16 protein-coding genes and 1 pseudogene are annotated in these 15,963 nt (G+C 68.9%); all 17 read right to left on the bottom strand.

The window, feature by feature from the left end; all coding sequences use genetic code 11:
- Positions 1 to 16: 16 nt before the first annotated feature.
- Positions 17 to 298, bottom strand: a complete 282-nt coding sequence (locus ACTH43_RS10160) for a F0F1 ATP synthase subunit epsilon (RefSeq protein ID WP_441444782.1) — start codon at positions 296 to 298, stop codon at positions 17 to 19.
- Complete coding sequence (atpD, locus tag ACTH43_RS10155; protein WP_441444781.1) at positions 295 to 1,752, bottom strand: F0F1 ATP synthase subunit beta; 1,458 nt, start codon at positions 1,750 to 1,752, stop codon at positions 295 to 297. The genes ACTH43_RS10160 and atpD overlap by 4 nt, the downstream gene beginning before the upstream one ends.
- A 51-nt stretch (positions 1,753 to 1,803) precedes the next feature.
- Positions 1,804 to 2,718, bottom strand: a complete 915-nt coding sequence (locus ACTH43_RS10150) for a F0F1 ATP synthase subunit gamma (protein WP_441444780.1) — start codon at positions 2,716 to 2,718, stop codon at positions 1,804 to 1,806.
- A 70-nt stretch (positions 2,719 to 2,788) separates the two neighbouring features.
- On the bottom strand, positions 2,789 to 4,414 hold the full coding sequence (gene atpA, locus ACTH43_RS10145; RefSeq protein WP_441444779.1) for a F0F1 ATP synthase subunit alpha: 1,626 nt from the start codon (positions 4,412 to 4,414) through the stop codon (positions 2,789 to 2,791).
- A gap of 85 nt (positions 4,415 to 4,499) precedes the next feature.
- A complete protein-coding gene (locus ACTH43_RS10140; protein ID WP_441444778.1) occupies positions 4,500 to 5,315 on the bottom strand; it encodes a F0F1 ATP synthase subunit delta in 816 nt (271 codons plus the stop codon).
- A gap of 9 nt (positions 5,316 to 5,324) precedes the next feature.
- Entirely contained in the window at positions 5,325 to 5,870 is a 546-nt protein-coding gene (locus ACTH43_RS10135; RefSeq protein WP_441444777.1) for a F0F1 ATP synthase subunit B, read from the bottom strand.
- 10 nt (positions 5,871 to 5,880) lie between these two features.
- On the bottom strand, positions 5,881 to 6,108 hold the full coding sequence (gene atpE / locus ACTH43_RS10130; protein WP_087485484.1) for an ATP synthase F0 subunit C: 228 nt from the start codon (positions 6,106 to 6,108) through the stop codon (positions 5,881 to 5,883).
- 108 nt (positions 6,109 to 6,216) lie between these two features.
- Positions 6,217 to 6,960 (bottom strand): F0F1 ATP synthase subunit A, encoded by a 744-nt coding sequence (atpB, locus tag ACTH43_RS10125; RefSeq protein ID WP_441444813.1) that lies wholly within the window; start codon positions 6,958 to 6,960, stop codon positions 6,217 to 6,219.
- 259 nt (positions 6,961 to 7,219) lie between these two features.
- Positions 7,220 to 7,729: a hypothetical protein gene (locus tag ACTH43_RS10120; RefSeq protein ID WP_441444776.1), complete on the bottom strand. Its 510-nt coding sequence runs from the start codon at positions 7,727 to 7,729 to the stop codon at positions 7,220 to 7,222.
- The gene (locus ACTH43_RS10115) at positions 7,713 to 8,837 is read right to left on the bottom strand and encodes an MraY family glycosyltransferase (protein ID WP_441444775.1); all 1,125 of its coding nucleotides are present in this window, start codon (positions 8,835 to 8,837) and stop codon (positions 7,713 to 7,715) included. Before ACTH43_RS10115 ends, ACTH43_RS10120 begins: the two co-directional genes overlap by 17 nt.
- Positions 8,834 to 9,844: an L-threonylcarbamoyladenylate synthase gene (locus ACTH43_RS10110; RefSeq protein WP_441444774.1), complete on the bottom strand. Its 1,011-nt coding sequence runs from the start codon at positions 9,842 to 9,844 to the stop codon at positions 8,834 to 8,836. The genes ACTH43_RS10115 and ACTH43_RS10110 overlap by 4 nt, the downstream gene beginning before the upstream one ends.
- Positions 9,841 to 10,746 carry a N5-glutamine methyltransferase family protein gene (locus ACTH43_RS10105; RefSeq protein ID WP_441444773.1) on the bottom strand — a complete coding sequence of 302 codons (906 nt, stop codon included), beginning with the start codon at positions 10,744 to 10,746 and terminating at the stop codon, positions 9,841 to 9,843. Before ACTH43_RS10105 ends, ACTH43_RS10110 begins: the two co-directional genes overlap by 4 nt.
- Positions 10,746 to 11,882: a peptide chain release factor 1 gene (gene prfA, locus ACTH43_RS10100; RefSeq protein ID WP_441444772.1), complete on the bottom strand. Its 1,137-nt coding sequence runs from the start codon at positions 11,880 to 11,882 to the stop codon at positions 10,746 to 10,748. The genes ACTH43_RS10105 and prfA overlap by 1 nt, the downstream gene beginning before the upstream one ends.
- Positions 11,883 to 11,976: 94 nt before the next feature.
- Complete coding sequence (rpmE, locus tag ACTH43_RS10095; RefSeq protein WP_345079107.1) at positions 11,977 to 12,186, bottom strand: 50S ribosomal protein L31; 210 nt, start codon at positions 12,184 to 12,186, stop codon at positions 11,977 to 11,979.
- A 131-nt stretch (positions 12,187 to 12,317) separates the two neighbouring features.
- Entirely contained in the window at positions 12,318 to 13,292 is a 975-nt protein-coding gene (locus ACTH43_RS10090; RefSeq protein ID WP_441444771.1) for a LacI family DNA-binding transcriptional regulator, read from the bottom strand.
- A gap of 5 nt (positions 13,293 to 13,297) precedes the next feature.
- A complete protein-coding gene (locus ACTH43_RS10085) occupies positions 13,298 to 15,313 on the bottom strand; it encodes an aldo/keto reductase (RefSeq protein ID WP_441444770.1) in 2,016 nt (671 codons plus the stop codon).
- Positions 15,314 to 15,519: 206 nt separating this feature from the next.
- A pseudogene (locus ACTH43_RS10080) lies at positions 15,520 to 15,963 on the bottom strand (transcription termination factor Rho); the annotation flags it as partial.

Genomic DNA, 15,963 nt, shown 5'->3' with positions numbered 1-15,963 from the left:
GGTCGGAGGGCGCGGATCAGAACCGGGAGTCCTGCGACGGAACGCTCGTCGCGTCGTCCACGCCGATGGTCACGACATCGGAGTCGACCGAGACGAAGCCGCCGTCCACGGCAAGCTGCTCGACGTGGCCGTCCTGGTCGATGATCCGCACCGTGCCGGTGCCGAGGATCGCCAGGGTGGGCTGCATCTGGGGCAGGATGCCCATCGAGCCGTCCACGGCAGGCACGACGACCTGCGCGGCCTCTCCGGTCCAGACGGTCCGGTCCGCGGTGACGAAGGTGACGTCGAGCGCACTCACGCGCCGAGCTCCTTGTCGATGCGGTGCTGGTTCTCGAGCACCATGTCGATCCCGCCGACGTTGAAGAAGGCGGACTCGGTGATGTGGTCGAACTCGCCGTCGCAGATGCCGCGGAAACCCTCGATGGTGTCGCGCAGCGGGACGTCCGAGCCGTCGACGCCGGTGAACTGCTTCGCGAGGTGCGTGTTCTGGGAGAGGAACTGCTGGATGCGGCGCGCACGCGAGACGATGACCTTGTCCTCCTCGGACAGCTCATCGACGCCGAGCATAGCGATGATGTCCTGCAGCTCCTTGTTGCGCTGGAGGATCTGCTTCACGCGCACCGCGGTGTCGTAGTGGTCCTGGCCCACGTAGCGCGGGTCGAGGATCCGCGAGGTCGAGGTCAGCGGATCGATCGCCGGGTAGAGGCCGCGCGAGGCGATCTCACGCGAGAGCTCGGTGGTGGCGTCGAGGTGGGCGAAGGTGGTCGCCGGAGCCGGGTCGGTGTAGTCGTCGGCCGGGACGTAGATCGCCTGCATCGAGGTGATCGAGTGGCCGCGGGTCGAGGTGATGCGCTCCTGGAGCACACCCATCTCGTCGGCCAGGTTGGGCTGGTAGCCCACTGCAGAGGGCATACGGCCCAGCAGGGTCGAGACCTCGGAGCCCGCCTGGGTGAAGCGGAAGATGTTGTCGATGAACAGCAGCACGTCCTGGCTCTGCACATCGCGGAAGTACTCCGCCATGGTCAGTGCCGAGAGCGCGACGCGCAGGCGGGTGCCCGGCGGCTCGTCCATCTGGCCGAAGACGAGGGCCGTCTTCTCGATGACGCCGGATTCGGTCATCTCCTCGATGAGGTCCCAGCCCTCACGGGTGCGCTCGCCCACGCCGGCGAAGACGGAGACGCCGTCGTGGTTGTTCGCCACGCGGTAGATCATCTCCTGGATGAGGACCGTCTTGCCCACGCCCGCGCCGCCGAACAGGCCGATCTTTCCGCCCTGCACGTAGGGGGTGAGCAGGTCGATCGACTTGATGCCGGTCTCGAACATCGTGGTCGCCGATTCGAGCTGGTCGAAGTTCGGTGCCTTGCGGTGGATCGGCCAGCGCTCGGAGATCTCGAGCTCGGAAGCCGGCTTGTTCAGCGGGTTCCCGACCACGTCGAAGACCGTACCGAGCGTCGCATCGCCCACGGGCACGGAGATCGGGGCGCCGGTGTCGGTCACGGCCTGACCGCGCACGAGGCCATCGGTCGGCTTCAGAGCGATCGCACGGATCATGCCGTCGCCCAGGTGCTGGGCGGTCTCGAGCGTCAGGGTCGAGGCCTCGAGGCCCGAGCCTTCCGCCGAGATCTCGATGGTCAGCGCGTTGTAGAGGTTCGGGATGTTCCCCGGGGGGAACTCGATGTCGACGACGGCGCCGGTGACGCGGGCGACGCGCCCGGTGGCGGTCGCGGTCGGAACGGGGGCGGTGGTGGTCATGTGCGTTCTCTCCATGTCGGGCCGACGCGCGGGGCGCTGTCGGCCAGGGTCTCAGCGTTCGGTGCGGCCAGATCCCGAGAGGGCGTCGGCGCCGCCGACGATCTCCGTGATCTCCTGGGTGATCTCCGCCTGACGGGCGGAGTTCGCCAGTCGGGTGAACTTTCGGATCTGGGTCTCCGCGTTGTCGGTAGCGGACTTCATGGCGCGCTGCGTGGAAGCGTGCTCCGAAGCCATCGCCTGCAGCAGGATGTTGATGATCCTCGACTCGACGTATCGCGGCATCAGCTCCGCGACGACGGTGTCGGCGTCGGGAGCGAACTCGTACAGCGGGAACGCCGGTCGAGTCTCGACTGCCCCGGGCGCCACAAGACCCATCGGCACCATCCGGATGGACTTGGTGTCCTGGACGAACCGGGTCTTGAACTGGGTGCCCACGACATACAGCTCGTCGAGGTGCACGGCCGGGTCCTCGCTGAGGAGATCCCCGGTGAGGACTCCCGCGATCTCCCGACCGAGGTTCGGCAGCTCGTTCTCCTTGTACGGAGTCCACGCGCGATGCGGGGGACGATTTCGGAAGCGGTAGTACGACTCGCCCTTGCGGCCGACGACGTACATCACCGGTTCCTTGCCCTCGTCGCGGAGCGTGTTCGCGAGCTGCTCCGCCGCCCGGATCACGTTGTGTGAGTACGGACCGGTCATGCCGCGGTCCGCCGTGATCATCAGGATTCCCGCACGGCCCGTCTGCTGGCGCTCGCTGTCCAGGAACGGGTGCGTGATCTCATCGGAGTGGGTGGCCACCGAGCCGATGGCGCGCGTGAGCGCATCGGCGTACGGCGTCGTCGCCAACACCCGGGCGTGGGCCTTGGCGATGCGCGACGCGGCGACCATCTCCTTGGCCTTGAAGATCTTCTTCATCCCTTGGGCTGAACGGATCTTCTGCTTGTAAACCCTCTGCTGGGCTCCCATGTCTCTCCTCGTGCGGGGTGGATGCGTCCGGCGGATGCCGCCGCCTCCTCAGAGGCGGCGGCAGCTCGCATCAGCCGCGGACGATCTGCTCCTGCTCGATCTGATCGGCTGCCAGTCGGCCGCTCTCGTCGTTGCGCACCGCACCGTCGCCCTTGCCGGCGAGGTAGTCCTGCTTGACCTGGTCGAGGATGCTCGAGAGCTCCTCTTCGGTGGCGGACTCGAACTTGCCGGTGGTGCGGATCGCCTCGAGCACGCCGCCGTTGTGGCGGAGATGCTCGAGCAGCTGACCCTCGAACTCGCGCACGTCCTCGACCTCGAGGTCGTCGAACTTGCCCTTGGTGCCGGCCCAGATCGAGACGACCTGCTCCTCCATCGGGAACGGCGAGTACTGGGACTGCTTGAGCAGCTCCATGAGGCGAGCGCCGCGGCTCAGCTGCTGCTTCGAGGCGGCGTCGAGATCCGAGGCGAACATCGCGAAGGCTTCGAGGTCCCGGTACTGGGCGAGGTCGATCTTCAGCGTGCCCGAGACCGACTTCATGGCCTTGGTCTGGGCGGAGCCGCCGACGCGGGACACCGAGATGCCGACGTCGACCGCAGGGCGCTGGTTCGAGTTGAACAGGTCCGACTGCAGGAAGCACTGGCCGTCGGTGATCGAGATGACGTTGGTCGGGATGTACGCCGAGACGTCATTCGCCTTGGTCTCGATGATCGGCAGGCCGGTCATCGAACCGCCGCCCATCTCGTCCGAGAGCTTCGCACAGCGCTCGAGAAGGCGCGAGTGCAGGTAGAAGACGTCACCCGGGTAGGCCTCACGGCCCGGCGGGCGGCGCAGCAGCAGCGACACGGCGCGGTACGCCTCGGCCTGCTTCGAGAGGTCATCGAAGATGATGAGGACGTGCTTGCCCTCGTACATCCAGTGCTGGCCGATGGCCGAACCGGTGTAGGGAGCGATGTACTTGAAGCCCGCGGGGTCAGAGGCCGGGGCGGCGACGATGGTGGTGTACTCCATCGCGCCGTTCTCCTCGAGCGTCGCGCGCACCGAGGCGATGGTCGAGCCCTTCTGGCCGATGGCGACGTAGATGCAGCGCACCTGCTTGTCCGGATCGCCCGACTCCCAGTTCGCCTTCTGGTTCAGGATCGTGTCGATCCCGATGGCGGTCTTGCCGGTCTGCCGGTCACCGATGATCAGCTGACGCTGGCCACGGCCGATCGGGGTCATCGCATCGATCGCCTTGAGGCCCGTCTGCATGGGCTCCTTGACGGCCTTGCGCTGCATGACGCCGGGAGCCTGGAGCTCGAGGGCGCGGCGGCCCACGGTCTCGATCTCGCCGAGGCCGTCGATCGGGGTGCCGACCGGGTCGACCACGCGGCCGAGGTAGCCGTCACCGACGGGCACGGAGAGGACCTGGCCGGTGCGACGCACCTGCTGGCCCTCCTCGATGCCGGTGAACTCGCCGAGCACGACGACGCCGATCTCGCGCAGCTCGAGGTTCAGCGCGAGGCCGAGGGTGCCGTCCTCGAAGCGGACGAGCTCGTTCGCCATGACGTTCGACAGGCCCTCGACACGCGCGATGCCATCGGCGGCTTCGCTGACGCGGCCGATCTCCTCGCGCTCGGTGGCGCCTGCCTGATAGGTGGACACCGCAGTGTCCAGGGCGTTCCGGATCTCCTCCGGGCTGATCGTGAGCTCCGCCATCTGGTGCTTCGCTTCCTCTCGGTCTCCCCGCTGGGGGGGGATGGTCTTCACAAAGTGCTGGGGACGCCGGGGCGTCGGGACTAAGTCAGGCCACCAGCTGCGACCGGGCTCGGGAGAGCCGGGCCAGCACGGTGGCGTCGTAGAGGTCGTCGCCGACCTGGATCCGGAGACCGCCCACGACATCAGGGTCGACCTGGAGGTTCATCTGAACCTCGCGGCCGTAGATCCCGGCGAGGACCGCGCCGAGTCGGGACTGCTGTGCCTCGTTCAGGGGCACCGCGCTCGATACTGCAGCGAAGACGCGCCGACGACGATCGGAGGCGAAGCGTGCGAACTCCTCGACCCGCCGGGCCGGCTTGGTCGCGGTGCGACGTCCGACAGCTCTGGCCGCGAGGGCGAGAGCGAGCCGGTGGGTGCGACCCTCCAGCAGCGAGCGCAGGATGGTGGCGCGCTGCGCGGGATCCTCCCGAGAGCCGTCGAGCGCCGCAGTGAGATCACCGCTGTCGTCGATCAGCCGGGAGATCTCGAACAGCTCTCCTTCGACCTGCTCGAGCACGCCCTCGGACTGCGCCTGGGCAAGCAGCGCCGAGACGCCGAGCAGCTCGAGAGCGTCGAGGATGTCCTCCTGCTCGGACCAGCGCCGCTGCACGATCTCGAGCGTCAGCTCGAGGCTCTGCGGGCTGACCCGGCTGTTCAGCAGCGCACGCACGGTGGCCTCCTTGACCGCGGCCGGTCGGCCGGGGTCGGAGAGCGTGCGCACGAGCTGGTTGCTGGAGTCGATGGCATCTGCCACCGAGAACAGCTCCTGGGCTTCGGACTCCAGTGCACCGTTGCCGCCTGCGAAAGCGGCTTCGGCCTGCCGGAGCACCTCGGCGAAGGAGGTGGAGGAGGTTCCTCGCATCACGGTTCCTTATCGGGTGGTGGTCTGGCTCGACTCGAGGTCGTCCAGGAACCGGTCGATCACACGGCGGGAGCGCTCATCGTCGGTGAGTGACTCGCCGACGATCTTGGACGCCAGATCGCTTGCGAGCGATCCGACCTCCCCGCGCAGCTCGGTCGAGGCGGCGATCCGCTCGGCACTCAGCTGCTGACGGCCGTTGGCGAGCACGCGCTCGTTCTCGGCGTCGGCACGGGTACGGGCCTCGTCGACGATCTTCTGACCGTCGGCGCGGGCCTTCTCGCGGATCGAAGCGGCCTCCTGCCGAGCGGCAGCGAGCTCCTGCTCCTGATCGCTCTTGAGCTGGTCGACCTGCTCCTGGACCTTCTCCGCGTTGCGGATGCCGCCCTCGATCTTCTCTGAGCGTTCGTCCAGCACGGCGTTCATGCGCGGGAGCACGAACTTCATGAAGACGAGCACGAAGATCAGCAGGAAGATCGCCGACCAGGCGATCTCCTGCGGGAGCGGGATGAGCAGCCGCCAGCCGGGGACTTCTCCCCCTGCTTCTGCCAGAATCATCTGCTCCGCCTCAGAAGATCAGGCCGGTGACGATCGCCAGCAGCGCGAGGATCTCGGTGAAGGCGACGCCGATCAGCATCGTGGTCTGCAGCTGCGAGCGCATCTCGGGCTGACGAGCCTGAGCCTCAGCGGTCTTGCCGACCAGGATGCCGAGGCCGATGCCCGGGCCGATGGCGGCGAGGCCGTAGCCGATGGTCGCAATGTTGCCGGACACCTCAGCGAGGATCGTGGGCTCCATGGGGGTTTCCTTTCGTTGTGCCGCGTGGGGGCGACGATCAGGTTCTTGGGGGTCAGGCGGGAAAGCACCGCTCGGCGGTGGCCGCGAGGCCGCCCGCCGTGGCGGGGGTCAGTGCTCGTCGGAGGTCGCGAGCTGGATGTACACGGCGGTCAGCATCGTGAAGATGAAGGCCTGCAGTGCGCCGACGAAGATCTCGAAGCCGTAGATGCCGATGGCCATCGCTCCGGCGAAGGGGCTGATCGCGATCAGCCAGTCTCCCGAGAACAGCAGCGCGTGGGTCATGCCGATGAACACGACGATCATCATGTGTCCGGCGACCATGTTCGCGAGCAGTCGGATGGTGAGCGATGCCCAGCGAATCACGACGACCTGCAGCAGCTCGATCGGGATCAGCAGGATGTAGATCGGCCACGGGATGCCGGGGGGCATGGTCTCGGACTTCAGGTAGCCCAGGAAGCCATGCTTCTTGATGCCGGCGCCGACGTAGGTGACGAAGGTCCACAGGGCCAGCAGCAGAGGCAGCCCGATCACCGAGGTGCCGGCGAGGTTCAGGCCGGGGATCACACCGGCCAGGTTCATCGAGAGGATGAAGAAGAACATCGTGATCAGCATCGGGGCGAAACGCTTGCCATCCTTGAGGCCCAGCGTGTTCGCGATGATGTTGTTGTTCACGAAGTCGATCACGAGCTCGACGACGCTCTGGACGCGTCCGGGAACGAGCTTGGCCCGCGAGGCGATGATGCACATGGCGATCAGCACGACGGCGAGGACGATGAGCCGCACCAGCTGGACGCGGTTGAACTCGAACCAGGTCCCCTCGAAGAGGAGCGCCTCCGGGAAGAACTCCCCCAGCGTGGGGATATGGAAGAAGGAGTCCTCTGCATAGAGTGCGGGACTGAGGTCTGCGGTGTTCAGCTCGATCTCCCAGATTCGTTCGACCGTCGAGGACGGCCTGGATGGTCATGCCAGATCGAGTCCACTCGCGGTGCGGCCACCGTGCGTACGGCGATGGACGACGCCATGGCGGCCCGGGTGGTCGATCAGCCCTCGTCTGGTTCACAGTTCTATGCCGTGATCAGCGGTCGAGCGCCTCCGGAAGCATAACAGAGACTCATACTCCGGCAGTGGCCTCGGGCTCCTCCTCGGCGCCCTGATGGGGCTCCACATCCAGGGGCTGGCGGGTGCGGGCCAGCAGCACGGCCTCGACGAGCACCGCCGAGACCGCGCCGACCAGCAGTGCGAGCCCGATCCACGGCGTGGACACACTCGCCAGGTCCTTCACGGCGATCAGGACGAGGATCACAATGAACATCTTGACGGCCCAGCTGCCGAGCACGGTCGCGGCCATCGAGATCGGGGTGAGCCGTTTTCCGAGGAAGGTGATGCCCACTGTCGGCAGCACCATCACGAGGGTGAGCGCCGAGCCGACGAGCGCACCCCAGAGGGCTGCGGGGTCCGGGCGCGTGGCGGCGATGACGACCACGACCGCTGCCAGGAGGACACCCACGGCGAGTGCGATCAGCGTGGCGCGCTGCATGGCCCGGTCGCCAGCGGTGCGGGGCGGCGAGGTCCTGCGGCTGGCCTGCTCGGGAGCGTCGGGGGTCTCAGGGTGAGGGGACATCGGATTCCTTCCGGTGACGGCCGGAGCGCCATCTGAGGGGGTCGAAGGTGAGTAGGACGGCGAACAGCAGACCGATCACCCAGAAGATGACGACCGTGCGCATCGGGAGCACCAGTGGGAGCAGCAGCCCCACCGAGATGACCACGGTCCAGGTGTACATGATCAGCACAGCGGTGCGCTTGCTGTGCCCGAGGCTGAGCAGGCGGTGGTGCAGATGCGCCTTGTCCGCGTGGAAGGGCGACTTGCCGGAGCCGATCCGTCGCACGACCGCGAGGGCGAAGTCCAGGAACGGGACCACCATCACCCCGATCGGGAGCAGGATCGGCAGGAACTGGCCGAAGAAGTCCGCGCCCGAGAGTCTGCCGGGGTCGACCTGGCCGGTCACCGCGATGGTGCTCGCCGCGAGCAGCAGGCCCAGCAGCATCGACCCCGAGTCCCCCATGAAGATGCGGGCGCGGGTGAGGTTATGGGGCAGGAAGCCGAGGCACGCCCCGATCATCACTGCGGTCAGCAGCGCGGCCAGCGAGGAGTAGTCCGTGGCCGAGGAGCTGCGGGTGAGCGTGTAGGCGTAGACGAAGAAGGCGGAGCCGCCGATCGCCATCACTCCGGCGGCAAGGCCGTCGAGGCCGTCCACGAAGTTGACCGCATTCATGCTCACCACCACCACCAGCACGGTGAGGATCAGAGCAGTTCGCCCCGAGAGGACGGTGACGCCGTTGATCGGCAGGGTCACCAGGCTCACGCCCTGCCAGGCCAGCAGCAGCGCCGCCAGCACCTGGCCGGCGAGCTTGGTCACCCAGTCCAGATCCCATTTGTCGTCAGCGGCGCCGAGCAGGCACACGAGGCCTGCTGCGGCGAGGATCGCCCAGGGCTGCCGAGAATCGCGGAAGAGCCCTTCGAGGAAGGGCACGTTGCTCGCGACCAGCATCGCGCAGACCACGGCCACAAGCATCGCGAGGCCGCCGAGCCGGGGCGTGACGGCATCATGCACGTCACGGTCCCGCACCGCTGTCATCGCCCCTGCGCGCCGAGCCAGCAGCCTCACAGCAGGGGTTACCAGGTAGGCGACCGCCGCTGCGAGCAGCAGGAGGAAGAGATAGATCCTCACCCGGGCGTGTTCTCCGCGGGACCGTCCTCCGCGCCGCTGTCCCCGGGTGCGGCAGGGGCCTCACCGATCCCGTCCAGCGGAGTCTCGGCGAGCGGCAGCTCGGCACTGGCCGCGGACTGCTCCGGCTCGGAGGGGAGGTCCAGGACGGAGTCGTCCGACGACGCCGGGGGGTTGGCCGGGGGGTTGGGCGGGGTGTTGGGCGGGGTATTGCCGGCCTCGTCTGCATCGCCCGGGGTGATGCCGGCCGACCCCTCATCGGTGGCCTCCAGCTCCCCCGCCGCTGCGGCGTCGGTCGCTGCGGCCTCCTCCCCGGGCTGCTCGGCATCCTCGGGATCCGTCTCCGGCTCCGCCTCGGGCTCGGGCTCGGGGGCGGTGAAGATGTCCCCGACCGCCTCGATGATCCGCTCCTTGCTGATGGCGCCTTCGCGGACGATCTCCGCAGGGGTCACGGTGGTGTCCAGGATGGTGGAGCTCGAGCCGATCCGGGCCGGTCCCCCATCGAGGTAGATCGCCACCGAATCACCGAGCTGGGTCGCCGCGTCCAGGACGCTCTTCGCAGCGGGCTTGCCGTGGCGGTTGGCGCTCGAGACGGCGAGCGGGCCGGTGCGACGCAGCAGCTCGAGCGCCACCTCGTCCTCAGGCATCCGCAACGCCACGGTGCCGCGCGTTTCGCCCAGGTCCCAGGTGAGCGAGGGCTGGGCGGTGAGGATCAGGGTCAGCGCACCGGGCCACAGCTCCTCGGCGAGCTCCTCGACATAGTCGGGGAGGTCCGCGGCCAGTGCCAGCAGCACGGCGTGGTCGCCGATCAGCACCGGCGGCGGGGTGTCCCGGCCGCGGCCCTTGGCCTCGAGCAGCGCTTCGACCGCCTCCGGCGTGAAGGCGTCCGCGCCGATGCCGTAGACGGTGTCCGTCGGCAGGACGATCAGCTCACCTCCGCGGACGGCGTCGACGGCGGCGGCGAGGGCTTCCTCGCGGTTCTCTGGGTTCTGTGTGTCGTGCACGCTCACCGGGACAGTCTCTCACTTCCGAGGTTCGGTGCCCCCTGGGAGCGGCGCGCGATGAGGAAACGGTCGCGGCCGGTCAGGTCGGGGGCGGTGGTCAGCAGGTCGAAGCCGTCGAGCTCGGCGGCGAGGGCGCGGGTCGCTGCGCCCTGGACGTCCGCGTGCTCCATGATCAGCACTCCGCCGGGTCGCAGCAGGCGTCCGGCCCAAGCGATGACCGCTCGCGGCACCTCCAGGCCGTCGTCCCCGCCGCCGAAGAGTGCGCGGTGCGGGTCATGGTCGATGACCTCCACGTCACGGGGCACGGCGTCGGGCGGGATATAGGGAGGGTTGGAGAGGATCGCGTCGAAGGGTGCAGCGGCGACCAGTTCCGGGATCGCCGCTCTGAGGTCCGCCTGCACGACCCGACCACGGCCGGGTCCCGCCAGCTCGAGGTTCTCGGTGCTCAGCGCCGCCGCAGCGGCATCGACCTCGATGGCCAGCACGGCGGCGCCGGGGATCTCGTCGAGCACCGCAGCGCCCAGCGCACCGGAGCCCGAGCAGAGGTCCGCCACCTGGGTGGGAGCATCCGGGAGGTGCTCGCGCAGGAGGTCGAGGGCCAGCTCGGTCTCCGGCCTCGGGATGAAGATTCCGGGACGCACCGTGAGCATCAGTCGGCGGAAAGGCGCGCGCCCGAGGATCAGCTGCAGCGGCTCCCGCCGCTCGCGGCGGAGGGTGAGCCGCTCGAGGTCTGCGGAGAAGTCCGCCGGGAGCTCATCGAGCATCACCAGCGGCTGCTCGGTCCGCGCCGCATGGGCGATCAGTGCCCGGGCATCGACGCTCGGGGAAGGCACCCCGGCCGCTCCGAGCCGCTGGGTGGTCTCGGCCAGTGCAGTGCGCAGCCGGGCGCGCAGGTCTCGGGCGTCCATCAGAGCCGTTCCTCGGGGGTGCCCGCGCGGGCATCGGCCAGGCGGGCGTCCCGCTCGGCGGTCCGGGAAGAGGCGATCAGGTCGTCGAGGTCCCCGGCGAGGACCTGGGAGAGGTTGCCGGCCTTGTACCCGGTGCGGTGATCCGCGACCCGGGATTCGGGGAAGTTGTAGGTGCGGATGCGCTCGCTGCGGTCAACGCTGCGGACCTGCAGGCGGCGGGTCGCCGAGGACTGCGCCTCCTGCTCGGCGCGGCGGGCGTCCAGCAGGCGGGTGCGGAGGATCCGCAGCGCCTGATCGCGGTTCTGCAGCTGGCTCTTCTGGTCCTGGCAGGAGACCACCACTCCAGTGGGCAGGTGGGTGATCCGCACTGCGGAGTCGGTGGTGTTGACGCTCTGCCCGCCCGGGCCGCTCGAGCGGAAGACATCGATGCGGAGGTTCGCGGGGGCCATCGCCTCGGCCAGCAGCTCCGATTCATCGGCCTCGTCCGCTTCGGGCAGCACCAGCACGCCGACGGCGGAGGTATGGATCCGCCCCTGGGACTCCGTGACCGGGACCCGCTGGACGCGGTGCACGCCCGCCTCATGCTTGAGATGCGCGTAGACGCCGTCACCCGGCCCGGTCGCCGTGCGAGCCGTGATCGCGACGGTGACGTCCTTGAGGCCTCCGAGGTCGGACTCCGCGGAGGTCAGCACCTCCAGGCGCCATCCCTTGGACTCGGCATAGGCGCGGTACATGCGCAGCATCTCGGTGGCGAACAGAGCGGACTCCTCGCCGCCCGCTCCTGCCTTGATCTCGAGGATCACGTCGCGTGCGTCGTCGGGATCGCGAGGGGCGAGCAGGTCGTCGAGATGCTCGTGCTCGTGCTCGAGGCGGGCGGCGAGCTGCTCGGCCTCTGCGATCAGCTCCTCGTCCCCGTCCTCCAGGGCGATGAGCTCGCGGGCGGTCGCGAGATCCGCGGCAGTGCTCTCCATCCGCGCGGAGGCGGCGAGCACGCTCTCCAGCTCCGCATAGCGCCGACCGACTCGTCGGGCACGGGCCGGGTCATCATGCAGGGCGGGATCGGCCATCGACTCCTGGAGTCGGGCATGCTCGAGGCGCAGCGGAGCGAGGCGATCTGCAGCGTCTTGCTCGCTCATCGGTGCATCTTCCTCTGCGGCCCGGGCTCCGAACCCTCACATGCGACGACGCCGGTGCACGCCCGCAGGCGCGCACCGGCGTCGGAGACGTCGATCAGTTCTTCTTGCCGTAGCGGGCCTGGAAGCGAGCGACGCGGCCGCCGGTGTCCAGGATCTTCTGCTTGCCGGTGTAGAACGGGTGGCACTCGGAGCAGACCTCGGTGCTGATGGCACCGTTGCTCTTGGTGCTGCGGGTGGTGAACGAGTTACCGCAGGTGCAGGTCACCGTGGTCTCGCCGTAAGCGGGGTGGATATCAGCCTTCATGACTCTCCTTGCTCGGGGTCGCTGGGTCGGCGCCCGGCGGGCACCGTGAACCAGAACCGACGTCACAGTCTGCCACGACCAGCCCCTCCCGGGCGAGGGCTGTGGGTGCGGCGTGCGCAACATCGCGCTGCTCAGGTGGAGGCACGCACCTCCAGGCGGTACGGCACCACCCGGTGGGCGCCCTCCCCCTGCAGCGGGACGGAGCCGTCGAGCATCCCGGCGACGAGCGAGACCGTCTCCCGGGCCACCGCCTCGATGTCGATGCTCAAGGTGGTCAGCTCGGGGGTGACCAGCGAGCCGATCTCGAGGCCGTCGATGCCCACCAGGCGCACCTGGTCCGGCACGGTGATCCCGAGCTCGCGCAGGGCCCGCAGCAGACGGACGGCGAGTTCGTCGTTGAAGGCGACGAGCGTATCGACCCCGTCGGCGAGGACCTCCTCGAGGAGCTCCCTGTGTCCCTCCCTCGCATCCACCTCGCGCACCGGCACCTCACCCTCTGGGACCAGCGGCGAGAGTGCGGCGGCGAGCGCGAGGCAGCGTGAGCGGCCGAGCCCGCCGGTGAGGTCGAGCACCAGGGGTCGGCGAGCACCGGACCGGCCCAGGTGCTCGGCAAGCTCCGCCATGGCGGTGCCCTGCGCCAGCTCGACCACCCCACCCTCATCGAGATGGGAGCGATGAGAATCCAGCTGGACCACCGGCATCCCGCCCCGGCCACGGATGTCGTCGGTGAGCACCCCGTAGCCGACGAGCGCGTCGACCCGTCGCGCCAGATCCCCTGCCACCTGCTGAGGGTTCGGGGCGTTCATCGCCTCGGCGAGCACCACGTTCCAGCCATGGGGTGCGCAGGCGCGGACCACTGCGGCGCCGAGCTCTGCGAAGTACGAGTTCGAGAGATCCTCCACCACCAGGCCGAGAGTGATCGGGCCCTGCTCGACGAGTCCGCGGCCGAACCGCGAGGGCCGGTAGCTCAGCTCCTTCGCGGCCGCGAGCACCCGCTCCCGGGTCCCCGCGCTGATGCCGGGCAGATCGTTCATCGCGCGCGAGACGGTCTGCCGGGAGACCCCGGCCCGCTCGGCGACGTCGACGATCGTGGCCCGGCGTGGCATGCCGCTCATCGTACCGGCGACTTGAGATCCAACCAGGCCATCTCCTCCGTGGTCAGCTCGACGCCCAGTCCCAGGGTGGACGAGCGCATCTCGGCGATGCTGCGGGGGCCGAACAGGGCGAAGGTCGGGAACTTCTGGTGCAGCACGAAGGCCAGCGCGATCGCCGTGGCCGGAACCCCCCGCTCGGCGCCGAGCTGCTCTGCGCGGGCGAGGCGTTCGAAGTTCTCGTCGCTGTAATAGCAGCGCACCAGCTCTGCATCCGAGCGGTCCTCCGGATGGGCGCGGCCGGTGAAGAAGCCGCGTGCCTGCGAGGACCACGGCAGCAGGGCGATGCCGCGCTCCTCGAACCAGGCCTTGGACTCGGGGTCGGTGGCGTGGACGCAGCCTGCCCACGGCACGTCCAGCGCCTCGGCGAGGCCGAAGTGGTTGGAGACGCCGACGAACCCGGTGCGTCCGTTGGCACGGGCGTACTCGTTGGCCTCGTCCACGCGGGCCGGGGTCCAGTTGGATCCGCCGTAGGCGCGGATCCGGCCGGCGCGCAGGTGCTCGTCCATCGCGTCCACGAACTCCCCGACGGGGATCTCGGGATTGTCGCGGTGCATCATGTAGAGGTCCGCATAGTCCGTGCCCTGACGCTCGAGGGACTCCTCGAGCTGGCGCGTGATCGACTCCGGGTCGCAGTGAGGGGTGTGCGCTCCCTTCGTGATCACGACGACGTCCTCGCGGACCCCGCGGTTGCGCACCCACTGGCCGAAGAGCTTCTCGATGTATCCGCCGCCGTAGATGTAGGCGGTGTCGAAGGTCGTTCCGCCGATCTCGTAGAAGGCGTCGAACATCGCCGATGCCTGGGGCAGGGTCATCTGGTTGTCACAGCCCATCACCAGGCGGGAGATCTGCTTCTCGATCCCCGGGATGCTGCCGTAGGTCATGGCCGGGCCCGTCTGGGCCGAGCCGTGCTCGATCGGGCGTCCGGTGAGGGTCGGGATATCTGCGTCCTCCGCTTCGAAGGGGTACTGCAGCCCGATCTGCTCGCGCCAGGAGTCCAGCGCCCGTGCCTGGCCTAGCGAGTTGTCCGCGGTGAGCTCGGGGACCTCTCCTGCTCCGCGTGCTGCCGCGGCGAGCGCATCGGCCTCGAGGGCATATGGAGCGGCGGCCGGCACCTCGATCCGCTGCGGCTGCTCCCCGACCACGTCGAGCTCGATCACCGTCGGCTCCTGGCCGAGAGCCCAGGGATCGGACAGCCGGATCACGCCGCGGGAGCCCGTGATGGTCGCGGACTGCGGATCGGCCAGACGCACCCCGGTGCGCAGGCTCGCGGTGATGTCGCCGGGCAGTGTGAGCTCGGCGGTGGCCCATTCGTCCACCCCCGTCTGGCCGATGGTCCCGTGGCCGGTGACGGTGAGCGGATCGGCGAAGGCTCGGCCCTGTGCGGCTCCGGCGACGAAACGGGCCAGGGACATCGGGTAGCAGCCCACGTCGAGGATGCCGCCTCCGGCGATGGCCGGGTCGAACAGGCGCCCGCTGCGGCCGCCGGTGTCGAAGGCGAAGGACGCATCGACATGGGCGACATCGCCGATCGCGCCCTCGGCGACGAGGTCGAGCACGCGCTGGGTCTGGGGGTGGAAGCGGTACATGTATGCCTCCAGCAGCACCCGGCCGGTGCGTGCGGCCAGATCGAGGAGGGCCATCGAGGTGGCGGCGTTCGGGGTGAGCGGCTTCTCGCACAGCACGTGCTTGCCCGCTTCCAGGGCCATCGCGGCCAGCCGGGCGTGACCGGTATGCACGGTCGAGATGTACACGGCATCGACCTGTTCGGAGGCGAGCACCTCGGCGTAGTCACCGATCAGCGCGGGCTCCGCGAGGGGGAACTCGTCGGCGAAGCTCTGCGCCCGCTCCTTGGAGCTGCTGCCGACGGCGACCAGGACACCGTCCTGGGAGGCGGGCAGCTGGGAGGCGAAGCGACGAGCGATCGAGCCGGGGCCAAGAACAGCCCAGCGGAAAGGGGAGGAATCGCGATGCATGGAGGGGTTCATCCTTCTGAAGGGGTCCGACACTGGACGTGAACGTTCACGAGGGATCACGCTATCCCCTCTTCCCCGTCCTCACAAGCGTTGCCGGGAAGCAGGCCCGGAAGCTCCCGGCCGCAGACGCCGCAGGGCCTGCCCACCATGGTCGGTGGGCAGGCCCTGCGGCGTCTGCGACCTGCGCAGTGACGGGTGACGCCGGGTCAGTCGCCGCTGCGCCCGTTCACGCTCGGGGTGTTCTTCTGGACCGTCATGAGGAACTCGGTGTTCGACTGAGTCTTCTTGACCCGCTCCATGAGTATCTCGAGCGCCTGCTGCTGCTCGAGCGAGCCCAGGACACGACGGAGCTTCCACATGATGGCCAGCTCCTCCTTGCCCATCAGCGCCTCCTCGCGGCGGGTGCCGGAGGCGTTGACATCCACTGCCGGGAAGATGCGCTTGTCCGCCAGATGGCGGGACAGTCGCAGCTCCATGTTGCCGGTGCCCTTGAACTCCTCGAAGATGACCTCGTCCATCTTGGAGCCGGTCTCCACCAGGGCCGAGGCCAGGATGGTCAGCGAGCCGCCGTGCTCGATGTTCCGCGCCGCGCCGAAGAATCGCTTCGGCGGGTACAGCGCCGAGGCGTCCACACCACCGGAGAGGATGCG

Origin of the sequence: Brachybacterium sp., assembly GCF_052095815.1 — a bacterium.
Classification (GTDB): Bacteria; Actinomycetota; Actinomycetes; order Actinomycetales; family Dermabacteraceae; genus Brachybacterium.
The sequence above is the reverse complement of the archived record's forward strand: the minus strand, read 5'-3'. Positions and strand labels throughout refer to the sequence as shown.